Raw genomic sequence first — 17085 nt, 5'->3', positions numbered from 1 at the left:
CAAGACTAGTTCTTAAGAACCACCTCGCTGTATTTGGAGTTTATTTTGATGGTTTTTCCATCATTTTTATTGATGTTATAACCTGTATGTAAATTTCCACCATATTTTTTGGTTGATTTCAACTTTAATGTCTTTGGGTATTGAAAATCTGAAGTAGTCTCATTTACCGAAATAACATAAGGTGTTTCGGGCAGTTTACAATTGAGTTCCCCATTCTCCATGGAAATGTCGATGGTATTGAAACCAGTGGAAACTTCATCAATACTCAATGCTCCAAAACTATTGGTGACCATCGCCTTGCTGACCAATCTACCGATCACCACATTTGATGATACCGAATGTAGTTTCAATTCCTTCACCTCTTTTAAATTGACTTTATCGGAGTAATCCGTACTAAGGCTACCGTAGTTCCAGTTTTGCACCACTACTGGGGAATAGGATACGCGAATATCGGTATTGGCACCATCAATAGTAGAGGCAAGCAAGCTTGCGTAAGACAAGCTTGCATTGATGTTTTTGGCGTTTTCCGCCAATTTTACCTCACCGTGACGTACATTCAGGTTTAATTTAATGTACTTCGGCATTTTGATGATGATTCGTTTTTTGACCTTATACTCTTTATGCTTTCCATCAGAAGAAAAGTAAAACACATTGGGACTTCCATGGATTGTCCTTGCTTCTTCTCTAGCCTGTTTCCTAAGTTCTGCCTGTTCGTTCCTTAGTTCTTCGCGCTGTTCACGAAGTTCTTCTCGCTGTACTTTGAGCCTCTCGCGCATTTCTTCTCGCATTTTTTCGCGCTCTTCCCTAAGTTGCTCTCTTTCTTCCATCATCTCCTCTCTTCGAGCCTCGCGTTCATCCGCCATTTCTTCCATCCGTTTGCCCCATTCCTCAAAACGTTCCTTATATTCTTCATCAAACGTTTTATCGAATTCCTTCTTCCATTCCTTCATGTACTTATCACCATCCTTTTTATAAGCATCGTAATCAAACTCTATTGGCGGTAACGGTGGCATTGGGGGCATGTTTGGCATAAATGATATCTCAGGAATTACAATCTCTGATATTTCTGGAATCTCCACATTCGCAATAATCTCGGCTACCGATGGCATTTCGGGAATATCGATATCAAATCCTTGAAAATCGAAAGCATAATTAGGTCCAGCACCTTCAGTACTCACTTCAATTTCTTTGCTATTACCCATAATTTTGACCAAATCCCGCTCAAAATAAGAATCGGCCTCCTCTTGGTCCACGCCTTCCAGCGAGATTACTGCTGTAATCTCCACTTGATCTTTATTCCAAGTTTCAAACTCAATATCGGCATAACTGGTGTTGATGTTCAACTCCGTGTCTTTATTGACATTGAAGGTTTCCTTGTACGTTTTGGATTTCTCCTGCGCTTGGCCGGTAAACCCAACCAAGGCAAGAAGCAATCCGCTAAACAATATTTGATGATTCCTGTTCATTTTTTGATGATTTTAATTGATTCAACTTTGATTTTAATTTTTGCAGCAACTGCAACCTTAGCTGTAGATTATTGATTAAGGCATTTATGGTTTGGTCATTGGGGCCCAGTTCATTCAACTCTTTGTTAAGCCTGTGGTATTCTTGGTTCAGTTCCGCCAATCGATCCATATAGCTGTCCACAAGCTCCTTGTTTCCGGGGTCATCGGCCAATTCTGACAATTGTAAGTTGATATTTGTGGTATAATAGGTCTCCACCATTTTAAGATCTGGAGATAAATCGCCCAGTGAAATACCCTGAACCCCACTATTCGGATTATTCCTATCCACAATCGTTACTTTCTCATCGGGGTCGACTCCGCCTCCATTACTGTCGAAATAATAAAAAGACAATCCAACAGCCACAACAACAGATGCAGCAATCTGCATCCAGAGGGAAAAGACCTTTTTCTTGGGAGGGTCATTGGGCATCTCCTTATCCAACTTGGCAAAAAAGCGGTCTTCGTGCCCTTCCTTCATTTTGAAGCGTTTCTGTTCCCTTTCCTTTTCAAACAATTTTCTAAGATCACGTGCCATAAGCCAAATCTTTTAGTTTTTCTTTTAATTGTGCCTTTCCCCTCAGGAGTCGGGTCCGCGACGCAGTTTCCGTGACACCTAAAATTCCAGCTATCTCCGAATGGTCATACCCTTCCACCAAAAACAATTGCACTACATATCTATATTTCGGGGGCAGTTCCTCGATGGTTTTCTTCACCTGTTCAATAGAAATTCCTTCTTCCACCGACCAATCATCCTCTTCTGCCACCTGTAAGTAATTTTCGTTCAGCTCCACCGTTCTTTGGTGCTTTGACTTTAAAAAGTCGATACTGCCATTCACTACAATTCTTTTTAACCAAGCCCCGAACGTTACCTCCCCCTTAAACTGCTCAATACGCTGGAATGCTTTGATAAATGAATCTTGCAGGACATCCTCCGCATCATTGGAATTTTTAAGGAATCGCATCGCCACACAAAACATACCATCACAATACTGACGGTACAGTTTCATTTGTGCCTGACGGTCGTTCGCCTTGCACCTTTCCACTAGCTCAATATGGAGCATACTTGGTTCTATGTTTGGTTTTTTAGTTGTTCTGTATTAATGACGATGCAAAAAATGCAACGTTGCAAATTAGGTTGTTTTTTAATCATTTTTAACAAAAAAACCCCGTTGAAGTCAATCAACGGGGCTCACTCTTAAAAAGTTACGTGATTTATTCGTCTAACAACAAATTTAAATGCACGGTAATATTATCTCTTGTGGCCTTACTGTAAGGGCATATTTCGTGGGCATCCTTCATCAAAGTCTCTCCCATTTCTTTATCGACCGTAGGCAAGTAAGCATCCAGAGTAGCTTCCAAGAAAAAACCTTCTTCCTCCGTATTGAGCGCTACAGTGGCCGTTACACTAAAATCTCCTAAATCTTCTATTCCGTGCTCTTTAGCAACAGCTTGTAGACCTGCTCCGTAGCAACTAGAGTATGCAGCAGCAAAAAGTTCTTCTGGATTGGTTGATTTTGGGTCCTCCTTTCCTTTTGAACTAGGCATACTAATCGCAAAATCCAAAACGTCATCTTCGCTCTTCACATGTCCAGCTCTTCCTCCTGTATTAGTGGCTTTGGCCTCAAAAATAGTCTTCATCTTTTAAATGTTTATAGGTTCGTAAAAACCAGTACCCGCTTGGCAGCTGGTTATTTAATGAAAAGGTACCAATTTGTAGGCGGAAGTCCGCTTAAACAGGTATTAAATTTTTGTGAAATGGGTAAGGAAAAAAGTTTGCTGTATTCCCATTCAGGTTGACTTAAACCCGTAAAATCTTCATAAATTCGTGATGAACAGATGAACCATATCCTTGGCAGACGATAACAAAACACCTTCGGACACTATTTCTAAAATCAAGGCACTCAGAAAACAAGAACTTTCTGCAGATGCTTTGGCACAAGGTATTTTTGATGGCAATAAAGCTATGCTTGCCAAGGCCATTACCTTATTGGAAAGCACCAAACCAGCTCATTTTGAAAAAGCCAATGCCGTTATAGAAAAATGCCTGGCAAAATCTAACAAAAGTATCCGTATTGGGATTACAGGCGTCCCAGGGGTAGGCAAAAGCTCCTTTATTGAAACTTTGGGCAAAACTTTGACTGACCAAGGCAACAAGGTAGCTGTTTTGGCCGTGGACCCTACTAGTTCGCTGAGCAAGGGAAGTATTCTGGGCGATAAAACCCGAATGGAGACCTTGGCCAAAGACCCCAATGCCTTTATACGCCCCTCACCTTCTGGAACCTCTTTGGGCGGTGTGGCGCAAAAAACCCGTGAAAGCATCATTCTTTGCGAAGCAGCAGGGTATAATGTTATATTGGTAGAAACTGTAGGCGTTGGCCAAAGCGAGATTGCCGTACACAGTATGGTAGATTTTTTCCTTTTGCTAAAGCTATCAGGAGCTGGCGATGAACTTCAAGGCATAAAAAGGGGGATTATGGAAATGGCCGATGCCATAGCCATCAACAAAGCGGATGGAAGTAATTTGGAACACGCCAAACTTGCCGTCACTGAATTTTCGAGGGCCTTGCACCTTTATCCCCCAAAAGCCAATGGGTGGATGCCTAAAGTTATGAAGTGCTCCGCTATGGAGAACACAGGTATTGATGAAATCTGGGCCATGGTGCAACAATTTGTGAAGCACAATAAAGACAATGGCTTTTTTGAAAAAAATCGACAACAACAGAACAAAAACTGGTTCCTTCAAACTGTAGATGAGTATATCAAACAATTTTTCCATCAAAAAGAAACATTTAAAAAGGAACAAGCTACATTATTGACAGCTATTGAGGAGCACAAAATTTCGCCCTTCTACGCTGCCAAAATCCTATTGGACAAGATTACCAAGGAACTTTAAATAAAAGCAATAAATTTGCAAAGATTTTATACTGAATGAGCACCGTCACCAATTCCCTTTTATCCATAGTGGTTCCTTTGTACAACGAAGAGGACAATGTGGTTCTATTGACCCAAAAAATCAATGAAAGCCTTGAGGGTTACAACTATCAAATTGTGTATGTGGATGATTTTTCCACGGACAAAACCCGCATCAAAGTCAAGGAAATGGACGATAAAAAAGTCCACCTGATTGAATTGAAAAAGAACTACGGCCAGAGTCTGGCCTTGGCTGCTGGGATTGATTATGCGGAGGGAGAGTATATCATTACCATGGATGGTGACCTCCAAAACGATCCTTCCGATATACCACAAATGTTGGAATATGCAGTTAATGGAGAATATGATTTGGTAACGGGTATCCGTCAGAAAAGAAAAGACTCCTTGGTTAAAAAAATACCATCTAAAATTGCTAACTTTTTGGTACGCAGAGTAACCAAGCTGGATATTAAAGACAATGGTTGCGCATTAAAAGTCTTCACCAAGGATATTGCAAAAAGCCTTAACCTATATGGTGAACAACACCGTTTTATAACCCTATTGGCTCATTTGGAAGGTGCACAGATAAAACAAGTCCCCGTAAAGCACCATGCAAGACATTCTGGTGTTTCCAAATACGGATTGGAACGGGTTTTTAAGGTGATTGCCGATATGATGTTGTTACTTTTCGTTCGAAAATATTTCCAACGTCCCATTCACCTCTTTGGGATTTTTGGGGTATTGTTAATTATCCTCGGTGTTTTTATCAATATCTATTTGTTGATCGTAAAGCTTGGGTTTGACCAAGATATTGGTACCAGACCACTTCTCATGTTTGGGATGATGTTTATTTTAGGGGGAATCCAATTATTTACTATTGGAATTGTAATGGAACTTTTGATTCGCACCTACTACGAATCGCAACAAAAAAGACCATATCGCATTAAAAAAATATCCATAGGTGACGGAAAAGCTGCGTAAAAAGCTCATAACTGCCCTAAAAATCATCGTTAGTGCAGTCCTGATTTACTTTATTTTCACCAAAATAGAGTTCAAAGATGTACTCCAGACTCTAAAAAAAAGTGACCCTTTATTTTTACTCTTGGCGCTGCTATTTTTTGTGCTGTCCAAAGTTTTATCTGCGTTTCGGACGAACTTATATTTCCATCAAATCGGAGCAAAGATTTCCCAGTTGAGCAATTTAAAACTTTACCTATTGGGAATGTTCTACAACCTCTTTTTACCTGGAGGCATTGGAGGTGATGCGTACAAAGGCTACGTTATCCAAAAAGCATGTCAACCAGGTACCAAGAAAGTAGTCTCCAGCTTACTCTTGGACCGATTAAGTGGGATGCTACTGCTTTTTGTGTATGCTTGTGTACTTGCCATCCTGTCCAAAAATGAGTTTTTCCAAAGCTTTTATTGGTTGATAATTGTGGCCATTCCCTTGAGTGTTGTCGCTTTTTGGCTTGTGAACAAAATATTTTTCACCACTACCCTACCTGTATTTTGGAAATCCGTAGGGTTTTCGGCTTTGGTACAATTGGCACAATTAGTCAGCGTTTTATGTATTTTGAGTTCTTTGTCCGTTAGTTTGGATACTATCGAATACCTCTTCGTGTTCTTAGTTTCTTCGATTGTCTCCGTAATACCTTTGACCATCGGAGGAATCGGAAGTAGAGAAGTTACATTTTTATACGGTGCCGAATGGCTGGGATTAGATGCCAGTACTTCCATCGGTATCAGCTTTACCTTCTTTTTGATTACAGCGCTTACCTCGCTTTTCGGAGTAATCTATCACTTTAAAAAGCCAAAACTGGATTCGGTAGGTTAGTTCAAATGCACCAAATGCATTTTGTTCAATTTTTCTTCTCGCGTGTCGGGGTTCAAGAATTTGATTTGTAGTCGGGTAATCCGGAATTGGTCCACAGTAATTTGATTATCCCAAGCAATTCCTTTTTTCTTTAATTGCTCCAATTCTTTGTCTGTAGCGTACACCCAAACATCTTTCATCTTCTTCAATTCAGATACTAAAACAATATTTACGGGGTTTTGATTGTAGAAATCCAAAGCCCACGTATGCCTTTCGGATATCTTATAAATTTCATCCACCGGTATATTTTCCGCCATCACCTTTTCTGCCATTGCAGAACCACCTTGGTATTCGAGCAGTTTTGGATAAAATTGGGCATTCATCAGGCCGTTCAACAGCAAAGAGCTAAAAATGGCAACGGTTACAATTTTGGTATATGCTGTTTCCTTTTTTATAATGAAATAAGTCACCAATGCGAGTGCCATCAATAAAAACAAATAACTGTACCAATGCTCCAGTTTAAAGACGTAAAAACTCACCAATAAAGTGAAGACCACAACCAGACCCAATATAAAATATTGGATACCCAGAATTATTTTGGCCATCTTTAATTTCTCCTTTTGATGGAGGACAAATAAGAATGCTGCTGATAAAATCGCATACAAAGGCATAAGAACATTCATGTAATGCGGCAATTTAAACTGCGCAAAACTGATGAGCAGGAACAAAATGGAAATACCGCCCACCGTTAAAAACTCCAAATTGGGCTTGTATGCAAATTTGGTTTTCCAAAAGGCTTTTATTTTGGTCCAATAACCAATTAATGCGAGCACCGTCCACGGCAAGAACACCCATAGAAAGGTGTGGAAGAAAAAGAAAAAATCACTACTGTTCTTTCCTACGCCCTCGCCACTCATTCGCTCAAAGCTCTGTTCCCAAAAAATAAAAAAGATACCGCTTCGGTTATCCTTTCCGCGAATCACTTTTTCAGGATGCAAATCAAATTGATGGTAATAGGCATATAACATGGGGGATATGGTCAATCCAAATATCAAAATTGCTGCCAACACTTTCCAATTGAGTAATTGCTGCCACTTTTGGGTATAGGCCAAATGGCAAAGAATCGAAATTCCAATCACCACTAAAGCAATCTGGCCCTTTGTGGAAAAGGCAATTCCCGCCCCAAAGGCACCCAAAGCGATACTTTTTAAAGTATTTTTCTCAATATAGGTTGCCAATTGCCAGATGGAAAATATCGTAAATCCTGTTAAAACAGCATCGGTACGGACATCGATGTTGGCCAAGACCATGGTCTGAGCCGTCATAAAAATCAATGAGGCAAACCGCCCTACATCCTTGTTGTAAAGCAATTTTCCGAGACCGAAGCAACTATAAGCCCCCAACAAAGTGGACAAAATGCCAGGAATTCGGTACGCCCAATCGTGAATTCCAAATATCTTATAGGAAAGTGCGGCCAACCAGTAGTGCATATGTGGCTTATCCAAGTACTCTTCGGGACCTTTGAAGAGGCTCAAAAAATCGTTTTCCTGAACCATTCGCATGGCCATTACGGCAAATTGGGCCGAATCGTTCTCGAACAGGGTCACGAACATCCCAATGATATAGACCAATACAATTAGTGCAATATAAAACCAGTATCTGGCGGTCGAGATCATACCCCTGCTTTTTGGAAAGCAAATATAGCCAACTTGGCCCACAACCATCCGAAAAGAGAACCTACCAAGGCTCCCGTTACTACATCCAACGGATAGTGTACTCCAATGTAAATTCGACTGTAGGCGACAATGCATGCCCAAAGCAACAATACCCAAGAAATGTACTTCACTTTATTCTTGAACATCACGGTAAAGAAAATGGCTGGTCCAAAAGAATTGGCCGCGTGGGCGGAAAAATATCCGAATTGTCCTCCGCAATAACTTTTCACCAGTCGCATTACGCTACTTATTTCAGGTTCGTGGCAGGGTCGGAGTCGGCCTATGCCATATTTGAAAAAATTGGACAATTGGTCGGTACAGGTAATCAACAAAGCAATGGCCACTAAAATTATACCTGTTCCCTTCCACCCAAAAGTTCTGTAGGATAAATAAAGTAAAAAGAAATAAAGTGGCGCTGAATTTCTGGTGGTGGTCATAAACATCCAGAAACCGTCCCAAGTTTCAGTTCCCAATCCGTTAAGGAACAAAAACAGCTCTTTATCGTATTCCAGCAACTGTTCGATCATTAATTGTCATATCTGGAGACTTCCCGATCATAAAAAGCCGTGGCAGCTTCAATCAAGCTTTCGGTTTCGTCCATCAAGTCTTCCTCATCTTGTTTGGAGAATTCTTCCATCCATTCCACTTCATCATTTTCCAAGTTGATGATAAAACGTGGGTATTCAGTATGGACGATAAAAATGGCTTCAGGGAAATCCGTGTTATCGGCCAATAAAAATTTAGGTAGTTCCATGTGTTCTTATTTTGATTCCAAACAGGGAAATCGTCTTAATCTGTAATCAATTTCTTGGTCAAAAAGTTGAATCGAAGATACAACATTATAGCCGATGCCGTAAGCCCCAATAAAAGTCCTATCCAAATCCCTGTGCTCTCCAAACTTGTGTGCAGCCCCAAGTAATAACTTATCGGAAAACCAATCAACCAATAGGCTATAAAAGTGATAAGCGTCGGTATCTTAACGTCTTGCAAACCTCGTAAAGCTCCCAAAACCACCACTTGAAGTCCATCAGAAATCTGAAAAAAGGCGGCCACTAACAACAATTTGGCCGCAATAATAATTACTTCGGTGTTATCGGCTTGGTTGACGATATCGTCCACATCCAAATAAATCGTAGGGAACCAATGTCTTCCTAACAAGAATATCAAAGCGAAGGCTATTTCCACCAAAAGCGTCAAGAAAAAAACAGATTCTGCAATACGCTTCAACTCCTTGTGGTTTCTGAGCCCTTTCTGGTTCCCAACCCTTACTATGGCGGCCACACTGAGACCCATACCTACCATAAAAGTCATGCTGCTCAGGTTCAAAGCAATTTGATTGGCCGCTTGTGCGTTTTTGCCCAACACGCCACTCAACCAGATAGCCCCAGTGAAAATGGCTACTTCAAAAAACATCTGCAGCGCCGATGGAAATCCCAAACTGATGATTTTGTTCATCACTTTTTTCTCAATCTTTCTAAAATTGAAGTTGGTCACATAGGATTCAAACTTCTTCTTCCGTTTTAGCAAATACCAAATAAAGGCAACCATAATTACTCGTGATGCCAAGGTACCGACAGCTGCCCCAACAATACCCATTTTTGGAAACCCAAAAGAACCGAAAATCAATAAATAGTTAAGGGTCACATTCACCACGTTGGCCAAAATAGTAGCGTACATGGGATATTTGGTCTGAGAAAGACCCTCTGAAAATTGTTTAAAAGCCTGAAATATAATCAAGGGAACCAACGAGAAAGCGACCAAATCCAAATAGGGCAAAGCGAGTTCCACCACTTCTGGAGGCTGTTTCATGTGGTGCATCAACGGCTTTGATACCAAAATGAGTCCAAAAAGTGACAATCCCAACATGGTACAAAGTACCAAACCATGTTTTAGGGCACTTTTACCAGCCGCTTGGTCCTTTGCTCCATCTGCTTCGGCCACCAAAGGTGTAATGGCTGTGGAAAAACCTATTCCGAGCGACATCGCGATAAAGACAAAACTGTTCCCCAGAGAAACGGCGGCCAACTCAGCCGTACCCAATTGTCCCACCATAATATTGTCCGCGAAGGCCACAAACGTATGCCCCAACATCCCCAAAATAACGGGATAGGATAACTTTAGGTTATAGGCAAACTCTTTGGTGTAGTTCTGAAACACAATGGATACTTAAAAAGGATGGCAAATATAGCTAGATTGACGACAATTATTGTCCCTCCTTACGTTACCTTAGAAATAAATTTTAAAGTTGCTTCGCCTCTTCCCAGAACACGCCCATTTCAGCCAAAGTCATGTCCTTCATAGATTTTCCGGCTTCTTTGGCCTTTGCTTCCAAATACTGAAAGCGTTTGATGAATTTTTTATTGGTCCGCTCCAACGCATTTTCTGGATTGATTTTCAAAAAACGGGCATAGTTCACCATAGAAAAAAGGACATCTCCAAATTCAGATTCCATTTTATCGGCGTTATTGGCTTCCACTTCTTCTTGAAGCTCGCCCAACTCTTCTTTTAATTTTTCAAAAACCTGCTCTGGTCTTTCCCAATCAAAACCAACACCAGATACTTTATCTTGGATTCGGTTGGCCTTGACTAAGGATGGCAGGCCATTGGGCACTCCCTCTAGCACACTCTTTTTGCCTTCTTTTAGTTTGATGTTTTCCCAATTTTGCTTTACCTCTTCCTCGTTCTCCACTTTTACATCGCCATAAATGTGGGGATGTCGGTTGATCAGCTTCTCGCAGATGCCATTGGCAACATCGGCAATATCAAAATCTTGGGTTTCGGAACCTATTTTAGCGTAAAAAACTATGTGCAACAAAATATCGCCCAGTTCCTTTTTAACTTCCTCAAGATCATTGTCCAGAATGGCATCGCCGAGCTCGTAGGTTTCCTCGATGGTCAAATGACGAAGCGTTTCCATGGTTTGTTTTTTGTCCCACGGACAATGCTCGCGCAATTCGTCCATTATGGTCAAAAGGCGGTCAAAGGCTTTTAATTGTTCCGATCTTGAATTCATTTAGCTAAAATTTGTTCAAAAGTACAAAGACCTGTTATTAGGGCATCATCAAATTTTATCTTAGTTTAGAAGACTGGCTATATTATTTTTAACACCAATCGATAAAATGAGAACTCAACCTAAACTTTTACTGCTCTTTCTTTTTTATTTTGCATTGTCCAACACAACCATTATGGCCCAAAGGAAAACCATTTCACAAAAAGTGGATTCGTTATTAGAACTCATGACCCTCGAAGAAAAAGTGGGGCAAATGAATCAATATAGCGGTTTTTGGGATGCAACCGGTCCAGCCCCCAAAGTAGGGAATGCCGCTATAAAGTATGAGCACCTAAAAAAAGGGTGGGTAGGCTCCATGTTGAACGTAAAAGGCGTTGAGACCGTAAGGGAACTTCAAAAATTAGCGGTGGAGGAATCCCGATTGGGCATTCCCATGATTTTTGGATTTGATGTAATACATGGTTATAAAACCATCGCACCAATTCCCTTGGCAGAGGCGGCCAGTTGGGACATGGAAGCCATAGAAAATTCGGCAAAAATTGCTGCGGACGAAGCCTCTGCAGTAGGTATAAACTGGACGTTCGCTCCAATGGTAGATATTTCTCGCGATGCACGTTGGGGAAGAGTCATGGAAGGCGGCGGTGAAGACACTTATCTTGGCTCAGAAATAGCAAAGGCACGTATAAAAGGGTTTCAAGGGAACGATTTATCCCAACCCAATACTATTGCAGCCTGTGCGAAACATTTTGCGGCCTACGGTTTCGCTGAATCAGGTCGGGAATACAATACGGTCGACATCGGCACTTCAACATTATATAATGCAGTACTTCCTCCTTTTCATGCTGCGGTGAATTCAGATGTAAAAACCGTAATGAACGGATTCAATCTGCTCAATGGAGTTCCAGTAACTGGGAGCTCTTTCCTTCAACGCGACATTTTGAAAGGCAAATGGGGATTTGAAGGGTTTGTTATATCTGACTGGGCCTCTATAAGCGAACTGGTTCCCCACGGATATGCAAAGGATTTAGACCACGCTTCCGAACTGGCAGCCAATGCAGGTTCGGACATGGATATGGAATCCTGGGCATATATTACCCATTTGGTTAAAAATGTAAGAGAGGGAAAAGTATCCGAAGACAAAATAAATGAAGCTGTTCGGCGCATATTGACCGTTAAGTTTGAGCTTGGCCTTTTTGATGACCCCTATCGTTATTGTAATGAACAAAGAGAACAGGAAAGACTCTACCATAAGGACCATAAAGCCGGAGTATTGGAAATGGCCAAGAAATCCATTGTACTGTTAAAAAATGAGGGCAATTTGTTACCGATCAGTAAAAATCAGCCAAAAATTGCAGTAATCGGTGAATTGGCCAATGACAGCAATAGTCCTCTGGGTAGCTGGCGATTAGGTTCGGATGACAACACCGCCGTCTCGGTCTTGGAAGGATTTAAAAAATATTCCAACAATATCACTTATGCCAAAGGACCCAAAATTTTTAATCCTGATGCCAATTTTTTGAACGAAATCCAAGTAAATGAAACCGACACCACTGGAATGGAAGAAGCCGTAAACCTGGCCAAACAGTCCGATGTTGTAATCATGGTTTTGGGCGAGCATGGTTTTCAAAGCGGTGAAGCTCGAAGTCGCACTCAGCTAGGATTACCCGGACTACAATTGGATTTGTTGAAAGAGGTGTATAAGGTTAATCAAAATATTGTTTTAATCCTGATGAACGGACGACCACTCACCATAACTTGGGAAGCTGAAAATATTCCTGCCATATTGGAAACATGGCAATTGGGCTCCCAAACTGGTAATGCTATTGGGGACGTGGTGTTTGGGGAGTACAACCCAAGTGGCAAACTTCCCATGACCTTTCCCAGGAGCATAGGTCAAGTTCCTATTTATTATAATCATTACAGTACCGGACGAGCAGATCTGGAGCCTAATGTATTTTGGTCTCATTACAGTGATGAAAAAAATGAACCCCTTTTTCCTTTTGGTTATGGATTGAGTTATACCACTTTTGATTATTCCGATTTGGAAATTGACACTTCAAACCAAGAAAACATTCAAGTTTCTGTTACAGTCACCAATACAGGTAAAATTGAAGGCGAGGAAGTTGTACAACTTTATATCCACGATAAGATTGCCAGTGTAACACGACCCGTAAAAGAATTAAAAGGGTTTCAAAAAATCAGCTTGGCTCCGAATAATTCTAAAAAAGTTATTTTTACCCTTACCAATAAGGAATTGGGGTTTTTTAACAACGATTATGAGTTTGTAGTGGAACCTGGAGAGTTTGACGTCATGGTCGGCACCAATTCACAAGGAGGACTCCATAGTAGCTTTATTAAAAAATAAACCGGTGTAATGCGATATTTATTCGTACTATTTTTTGCGCTCAGTTTAACAGCTCATGCGCAATTGCCTTTTAAAAAAGAGGTCAAAGAGATACAACAACGAAACGATTCCCTTTGGGATGCATCCAAACCTACCATTGTTTTTACGGGAAGTTCCAGCATTCGATTTTGGGAAGATGTACAGCAACGTTTTCCTGAGCACCAAGTATTGAATACAGGATTCGGCGGCTCTCAATTTTCCGATATAGAACTTTATCTGGATGAATTGATTCTAAACTACAAACCCACCAAAGTCTTTATTTATGAGGGCGACAACGATATTTTTGCCAAGAAAAGACCTCGTAAAATATTGAAAAAAGCCGAATACATTCTTGGCATCCTTCAACAACGTAACCCAAATATGGAGATTGTTCTGATTTCTGCAAAACCGAGTATTTCCCGATGGAAATATCGAGGCAGGTACCGCCGTTTAAACCGCAAACTGAATAGTCTGGCATCCGAAACAGAGGGAATTGATTTTGTTGATGTTTGGTATCCCATGCTGGACAACAGAAAGGTTAAACAGGACATTTTTATCGAAGATGGCCTTCACATGAATGATAAAGGGTATGACATCTGGTACGATGTTATCAAAAATTACATAGACTAAAACTAAACAAACGTGATTTACAGATCAATTTTGCTGTTCGTTGCAGTTATCTGCATGGCAGCTTGCCAAACCGAAAAAGAGGAAATCAATTTTCCAAAAACTGACCTAGCCAATGCGCCGTTGATTCCCAAACCCATTAAAACCATTCCCACAGGGAGTGCTTTTGGTTTGGATGCGGGCACCGCTATTTATACCTCGACCACTGACCCAGAGTTTGAGAAAGTGGGGAAGTTTTTATCAGATAATATTAAATCCAAAACTGGTCTTGATGTAGCAGTAAATGCATCAACCGAAGAAAAATTGGAACGATTGATTTATATCAACCAATCGGATAGTGTGGACTTGGAAACACCGGAATCCTATCAACTCTACATTAAAAAAGATTCAATTTTATTGAATGCCAAAACTGCAGCAGGTGCATTCAGAGGGGTGCAGACCCTTCGTCAACTTATTCCCGAGACCAGCAATGATACTTTAACTGACCAACCCATATGGGTAATTCCCTCAGGAAAGATTATGGATGCTCCTAAATATGGATACCGGGGTTCCATGTTGGACGTAGCTCGACACTTTTTCACTGTGGAAGAAGTTAAAAAATATATTGATGCCTTAGCTTATTATAAGTTCAATACCCTTCACCTTCATTTATCCGATGATCAAGGATGGCGAATTGAAATCAAATCTTGGCCTAAACTCACCGAGGTTGGTGGTGCCAGCGAAGTTGGAGGAGGCGAAGGTGGTTTTTATACCCAAGAACAGTATAAGGATATTGTGGCATATGCTGCAGACAGACATATTACCATTGTTCCTGAAATTGATATGCCGGGACACACGAATGCAGCATCATTGAGTTATCCTTTTTTACACTACGCGGGAGCAGAGACTCCTAGGGTACGAACCGATATGAAAGTAGGTTACAGCTCCTTTGATGCCCAAAAAGATACAGTTTACAGTTTTTTGGATGATGTAATTGGCGAAATCGCCACAATGAGCCCTGGCCCATACTTCCACATCGGGGGTGATGAAAGCCACGTGACCAAAAAGAGCGATTACATCCTTTTTGTGGAAAAAGTGGAGAAAATTGTGCAAAAACATGGTAAAAGAATGATTGGTTGGAACGAAATTGCTCAAGCTGATATTAGCTCCAACTCCATTGCACAACTTTGGAACGAACCAGAAAATGCCTTGAAAGCGGCTGAAAATGGTTCGAAGATTATTATTTCCCCTGCAAAAAAAGCATATTTAGATATGCAGTATGATTCTATCTCTGAATACGGACTGCATTGGGCAGGCTATATCCCTGTTGATGTGGGGTACCAATGGGATCCCGAAACCTACGTTGAAGGAATCTCCAAAGAAAGTATTTTAGGAATTGAAGCTCCGCTTTGGTCCGAGACCATTAGCAACGGTTCAGAACTGGAGTATTTGGCCTTTCCACGTATCATTGGATATGCCGAATTGGGATGGTCGCCCAGCGAGCACCTAAATTGGGATGACTATAAAGAACGATTGTCTGCACAAATCCCTTATCTGGAAGCCATGCAGATTAATTATTACCCAACAAAGTTGGTGGATTGGGAAAAAGAATAGTATTTATTCTTCCTCTTCGGAGGCAGAGACAGTAGGTTCTTCAGCATCCTTTTCCTCTTCAACAAAGTCAACAATGTTGTTGTCGAGAAGGATGTTGTACCATTGTATAATTTTCTTGATGTCACTTGCGTATACTCGGTCCTCATCATAATTGGGAAGTACTTCAAAGAAATACTCTTCCAATTCAATTTTATCGGCCTTGTGACTGATGGATGTTTTCTTTCCATCCTCTTTTTCCTTGATTTTTTGGAAAACCTCTTTTAGAGGAAGTTCTTCTTCCAAAGTATAAATGGCAATTTCGGACAAAACGCTGACATTGCTTCTTAAACCAACGGTTACACGTTTGCCATCCAAAAGGGATTCGCCAACAAAACCACCTCGGGTTTGGGTCAATAATTTGTAAAGTCCTGGTCTACCTCCAATAGATAAAATCTTGTCTAATGCCATTCAAATAGTAATTTATGGGCGCAAAAATATGTTTTTATCGCAAATAGCGATTTTTTTAACGTCCTTTTTTGATATTGGGAAATCTCATTCTGTAATCCACACTGATTTTTCCCTTGGAAATCTTCTCTAATCGGCTTTTTAAAAGTCGCTTTCTCAGGGATGAAAGCTTATCAGTGAACAAAACTCCTTCAATGTGATCATATTCGTGTTGAATCACTCGGGCCAAGAGACCGTCAAAAGTCTCGGTATGCTCTTTGAAATCCTCATCCAAAAAAGTGATGGAGATTTCGGGCTTTCGTTTTACATCTTCACGGATATCAGGAATACTTAAACAACCTTCATTAAAGTCCCACTCTTTTCCGTTTTCTTCCTCAATCTTCGCATTGATGAATACTTTTTTAAAACCATCGAGCTGCTCTCGCTCTTCTTTGCTCAACTCCTCGTCATCTGCAAAAGGTGTAGTATCCACCATAAACATTCTAATGGGAAGCCCAATCTGTGGAGCAGCCAAACCAACACCGTGAGCATTGTACATGGTCTCCCACATGTTTGTTATCAACTCGTCAAGTTTTGGATATTCTGATGTAATATCCTTTGCCTTTTTTCGCAAAACGGGATCTCCGTAGGCTACTATCGGTAAAATCATATATCAAAATCTATTTAAGTAGGCCTGCAATATCAGCGTGGCACTTATTTCATCGACTAGGGCCTTGTCCCTTCTTTTCTTCTTTTTCATTCCGCTATCCAACATGGATTGGAATGCCATTTTAGAGGTGAATCGCTCATCCTGGCGTTCCACAGGAATGGAAGGAAACCTGGCTTTTAGCTTATTTAAAAATCCTTGTATAAGAACTTCTGACTCGGATGCCGTATTGTCCATTTGTTTGGGTAGCCCCACCACAAAGCGTTCCACGGATTCTTTTTGGGTGTACTGTTCCAAAAAGGAAATCAAATCTTTAGTTTCAATAGTGGTCAATCCAGAAGCAATTAACTGAAGTTCATCAGTAATTGCTATTCCTGTCCTTACCTTTCCAAAATCCAAAGCTAAAATTCTAGCCAAAATAATTTTTTGGCAAAAATAA

At 40.7% G+C, this 17085-nt stretch carries 18 protein-coding genes; 6 read left to right on the top strand and 12 right to left on the bottom strand.

Annotated elements, in window-relative coordinates; translation table 11 throughout:
• Nucleotides 1–5: 5 nt before the first annotated feature.
• From D2V08_RS12305 to D2V08_RS12290, 4 genes are all read right to left on the bottom strand, one after another.
• Entirely contained in the window at nt 6–1466 is a 1461-nt protein-coding gene (locus D2V08_RS12305; RefSeq protein ID WP_119608467.1) for a DUF4097 family beta strand repeat-containing protein, read from the bottom strand.
• A complete protein-coding gene (locus D2V08_RS12300; protein ID WP_119608466.1) occupies nt 1438–2040 on the bottom strand; it encodes a hypothetical protein in 603 nt (200 codons plus the stop codon). The genes D2V08_RS12305 and D2V08_RS12300 overlap by 29 nt, the downstream gene beginning before the upstream one ends.
• Nucleotides 2030–2566: an RNA polymerase sigma factor gene (locus D2V08_RS12295; protein WP_119608465.1), complete on the bottom strand. Its 537-nt coding sequence runs from the start codon at nt 2564–2566 to the stop codon at nt 2030–2032. Before D2V08_RS12295 ends, D2V08_RS12300 begins: the two co-directional genes overlap by 11 nt.
• A gap of 151 nt (nt 2567–2717) precedes the next feature.
• Nucleotides 2718–3143 carry an Ohr family peroxiredoxin gene (locus D2V08_RS12290; protein WP_119608464.1) on the bottom strand — a complete coding sequence of 142 codons (426 nt, stop codon included), beginning with the start codon at nt 3141–3143 and terminating at the stop codon, nt 2718–2720.
• 211 nt (nt 3144–3354) lie between these two features.
• Between D2V08_RS12290 and meaB the strand changes: the two genes are divergently transcribed.
• Genes meaB through D2V08_RS12275 form a run of 3 tightly spaced genes read left to right on the top strand, consistent with a single transcriptional unit; the run spans nt 3355 to nt 6249 of the window.
• Entirely contained in the window at nt 3355–4398 is a 1044-nt protein-coding gene (meaB, locus tag D2V08_RS12285) for a methylmalonyl Co-A mutase-associated GTPase MeaB (protein ID WP_119608463.1), read from the top strand.
• Nucleotides 4399–4433: 35 nt separating this feature from the next.
• Entirely contained in the window at nt 4434–5396 is a 963-nt protein-coding gene (locus tag D2V08_RS12280; RefSeq protein ID WP_119608462.1) for a glycosyltransferase family 2 protein, read from the top strand.
• Complete coding sequence (locus D2V08_RS12275; RefSeq protein ID WP_119608461.1) at nt 5377–6249, top strand: lysylphosphatidylglycerol synthase transmembrane domain-containing protein; 873 nt, start codon at nt 5377–5379, stop codon at nt 6247–6249. The genes D2V08_RS12280 and D2V08_RS12275 overlap by 20 nt, the downstream gene beginning before the upstream one ends.
• On the opposite strand, the gene D2V08_RS12270 is transcribed toward D2V08_RS12275, so the two are convergent.
• The 5 genes from D2V08_RS12270 to mazG all read right to left on the bottom strand — a co-directional run bounded on the left by D2V08_RS12270 (nt 6246) and on the right by mazG (nt 10956).
• Nucleotides 6246–7904 carry an ArnT family glycosyltransferase gene (locus tag D2V08_RS12270; RefSeq protein WP_119608460.1) on the bottom strand — a complete coding sequence of 553 codons (1659 nt, stop codon included), beginning with the start codon at nt 7902–7904 and terminating at the stop codon, nt 6246–6248. The two genes, D2V08_RS12275 and D2V08_RS12270, sit on opposite strands and share 4 nt — an antisense overlap.
• On the bottom strand, nt 7901–8470 hold the full coding sequence (locus D2V08_RS12265) for a phosphatase PAP2 family protein (protein ID WP_119608459.1): 570 nt from the start codon (nt 8468–8470) through the stop codon (nt 7901–7903). Before D2V08_RS12265 ends, D2V08_RS12270 begins: the two co-directional genes overlap by 4 nt.
• Nucleotides 8470–8697: a DUF8828 family protein gene (locus D2V08_RS12260; RefSeq protein ID WP_100815942.1), complete on the bottom strand. Its 228-nt coding sequence runs from the start codon at nt 8695–8697 to the stop codon at nt 8470–8472. Before D2V08_RS12260 ends, D2V08_RS12265 begins: the two co-directional genes overlap by 1 nt.
• A gap of 35 nt (nt 8698–8732) precedes the next feature.
• Nucleotides 8733–10100, bottom strand: coding sequence for an MATE family efflux transporter (locus D2V08_RS12255; RefSeq protein ID WP_119608458.1), 1368 nt, complete (start codon nt 10098–10100; stop codon nt 8733–8735).
• An 82-nt stretch (nt 10101–10182) separates the two neighbouring features.
• A complete protein-coding gene (gene mazG, locus D2V08_RS12250; protein ID WP_119608457.1) occupies nt 10183–10956 on the bottom strand; it encodes a nucleoside triphosphate pyrophosphohydrolase in 774 nt (257 codons plus the stop codon).
• Nucleotides 10957–11128: 172 nt separating this feature from the next.
• On the opposite strand from mazG, the gene bglX reads away from it, so the two are divergent.
• From bglX to D2V08_RS12235, 3 genes are read left to right on the top strand one after another with little or no spacing between them, the layout of a single operon-like run.
• The gene (gene bglX / locus D2V08_RS12245; RefSeq protein ID WP_245980582.1) at nt 11129–13318 is read left to right on the top strand and encodes a beta-glucosidase BglX; all 2190 of its coding nucleotides are present in this window, start codon (nt 11129–11131) and stop codon (nt 13316–13318) included.
• Between the two features lie 9 nt (nt 13319–13327).
• A complete protein-coding gene (locus tag D2V08_RS12240; RefSeq protein ID WP_119608455.1) occupies nt 13328–13966 on the top strand; it encodes a GDSL-type esterase/lipase family protein in 639 nt (212 codons plus the stop codon).
• 54 nt (nt 13967–14020) lie between these two features.
• Nucleotides 14021–15556: a beta-N-acetylhexosaminidase gene (locus tag D2V08_RS12235; protein WP_182835540.1), complete on the top strand. Its 1536-nt coding sequence runs from the start codon at nt 14021–14023 to the stop codon at nt 15554–15556.
• A 3-nt stretch (nt 15557–15559) separates the two neighbouring features.
• On the opposite strand, the gene D2V08_RS12230 is transcribed toward D2V08_RS12235, so the two are convergent.
• The 3 genes from D2V08_RS12230 to ruvX are packed head-to-tail and all read right to left on the bottom strand — an operon-like array spanning nt 15560 to nt 17063.
• Nucleotides 15560–16003: a DUF5606 family protein gene (locus tag D2V08_RS12230; protein WP_119608453.1), complete on the bottom strand. Its 444-nt coding sequence runs from the start codon at nt 16001–16003 to the stop codon at nt 15560–15562.
• Between the two features lie 55 nt (nt 16004–16058).
• Nucleotides 16059–16649 (bottom strand): peptide deformylase, encoded by a 591-nt coding sequence (def, locus tag D2V08_RS12225; protein ID WP_119608452.1) that lies wholly within the window; start codon nt 16647–16649, stop codon nt 16059–16061.
• A gap of 3 nt (nt 16650–16652) precedes the next feature.
• Complete coding sequence (ruvX, locus tag D2V08_RS12220; RefSeq protein ID WP_119608451.1) at nt 16653–17063, bottom strand: Holliday junction resolvase RuvX; 411 nt, start codon at nt 17061–17063, stop codon at nt 16653–16655.
• Nucleotides 17064–17085: the final 22 nt, after the last annotated feature.

It is taken from the genome of Flagellimonas lutimaris (assembly GCF_003581615.1).
Classification (GTDB): domain Bacteria; phylum Bacteroidota; class Bacteroidia; order Flavobacteriales; family Flavobacteriaceae; genus Flagellimonas; species Flagellimonas lutimaris.
Note: the sequence above shows the minus strand (reverse complement) of the source record. Positions and strands in the feature narration are given on the sequence as shown.

Excerpts from the sequence above, each read along its gene's own strand:
- D2V08_RS12305 (WP_119608467.1), bottom strand. The coding sequence starts at position 1,466 with ATGAACAGGAATCATCAAATATTGTTTAGCGGATTGCTTCTTGCCTTG.
- D2V08_RS12300 (WP_119608466.1), bottom strand. The coding sequence starts at position 2,040 with ATGGCACGTGATCTTAGAAAATTGTTTGAAAAGGAAAGGGAACAGAAA.
- D2V08_RS12295 (WP_119608465.1), bottom strand. The coding sequence starts at position 2,566 with ATGCTCCATATTGAGCTAGTGGAAAGGTGCAAGGCGAACGACCGTCAG.
- D2V08_RS12290 (WP_119608464.1), bottom strand. The coding sequence starts at position 3,143 with ATGAAGACTATTTTTGAGGCCAAAGCCACTAATACAGGAGGAAGAGCT.
- D2V08_RS12280 (WP_119608462.1), top strand. The coding sequence starts at position 4,434 with ATGAGCACCGTCACCAATTCCCTTTTATCCATAGTGGTTCCTTTGTAC.
- D2V08_RS12270 (WP_119608460.1), bottom strand. The coding sequence starts at position 7,904 with ATGATCTCGACCGCCAGATACTGGTTTTATATTGCACTAATTGTATTG.
- D2V08_RS12265 (WP_119608459.1), bottom strand. The coding sequence starts at position 8,470 with ATGATCGAACAGTTGCTGGAATACGATAAAGAGCTGTTTTTGTTCCTT.
- D2V08_RS12260 (WP_100815942.1), bottom strand. The coding sequence starts at position 8,697 with ATGGAACTACCTAAATTTTTATTGGCCGATAACACGGATTTCCCTGAA.
- mazG (WP_119608457.1), bottom strand. The coding sequence starts at position 10,956 with ATGAATTCAAGATCGGAACAATTAAAAGCCTTTGACCGCCTTTTGACC.
- bglX (WP_245980582.1), top strand. The coding sequence starts at position 11,129 with ATGGCCCAAAGGAAAACCATTTCACAAAAAGTGGATTCGTTATTAGAA.
- D2V08_RS12240 (WP_119608455.1), top strand. The coding sequence starts at position 13,328 with ATGCGATATTTATTCGTACTATTTTTTGCGCTCAGTTTAACAGCTCAT.
- D2V08_RS12235 (WP_182835540.1), top strand. The coding sequence starts at position 14,021 with ATGGCAGCTTGCCAAACCGAAAAAGAGGAAATCAATTTTCCAAAAACT.
- D2V08_RS12230 (WP_119608453.1), bottom strand. The coding sequence starts at position 16,003 with ATGGCATTAGACAAGATTTTATCTATTGGAGGTAGACCAGGACTTTAC.
- def (WP_119608452.1), bottom strand. The coding sequence starts at position 16,649 with ATGATTTTACCGATAGTAGCCTACGGAGATCCCGTTTTGCGAAAAAAG.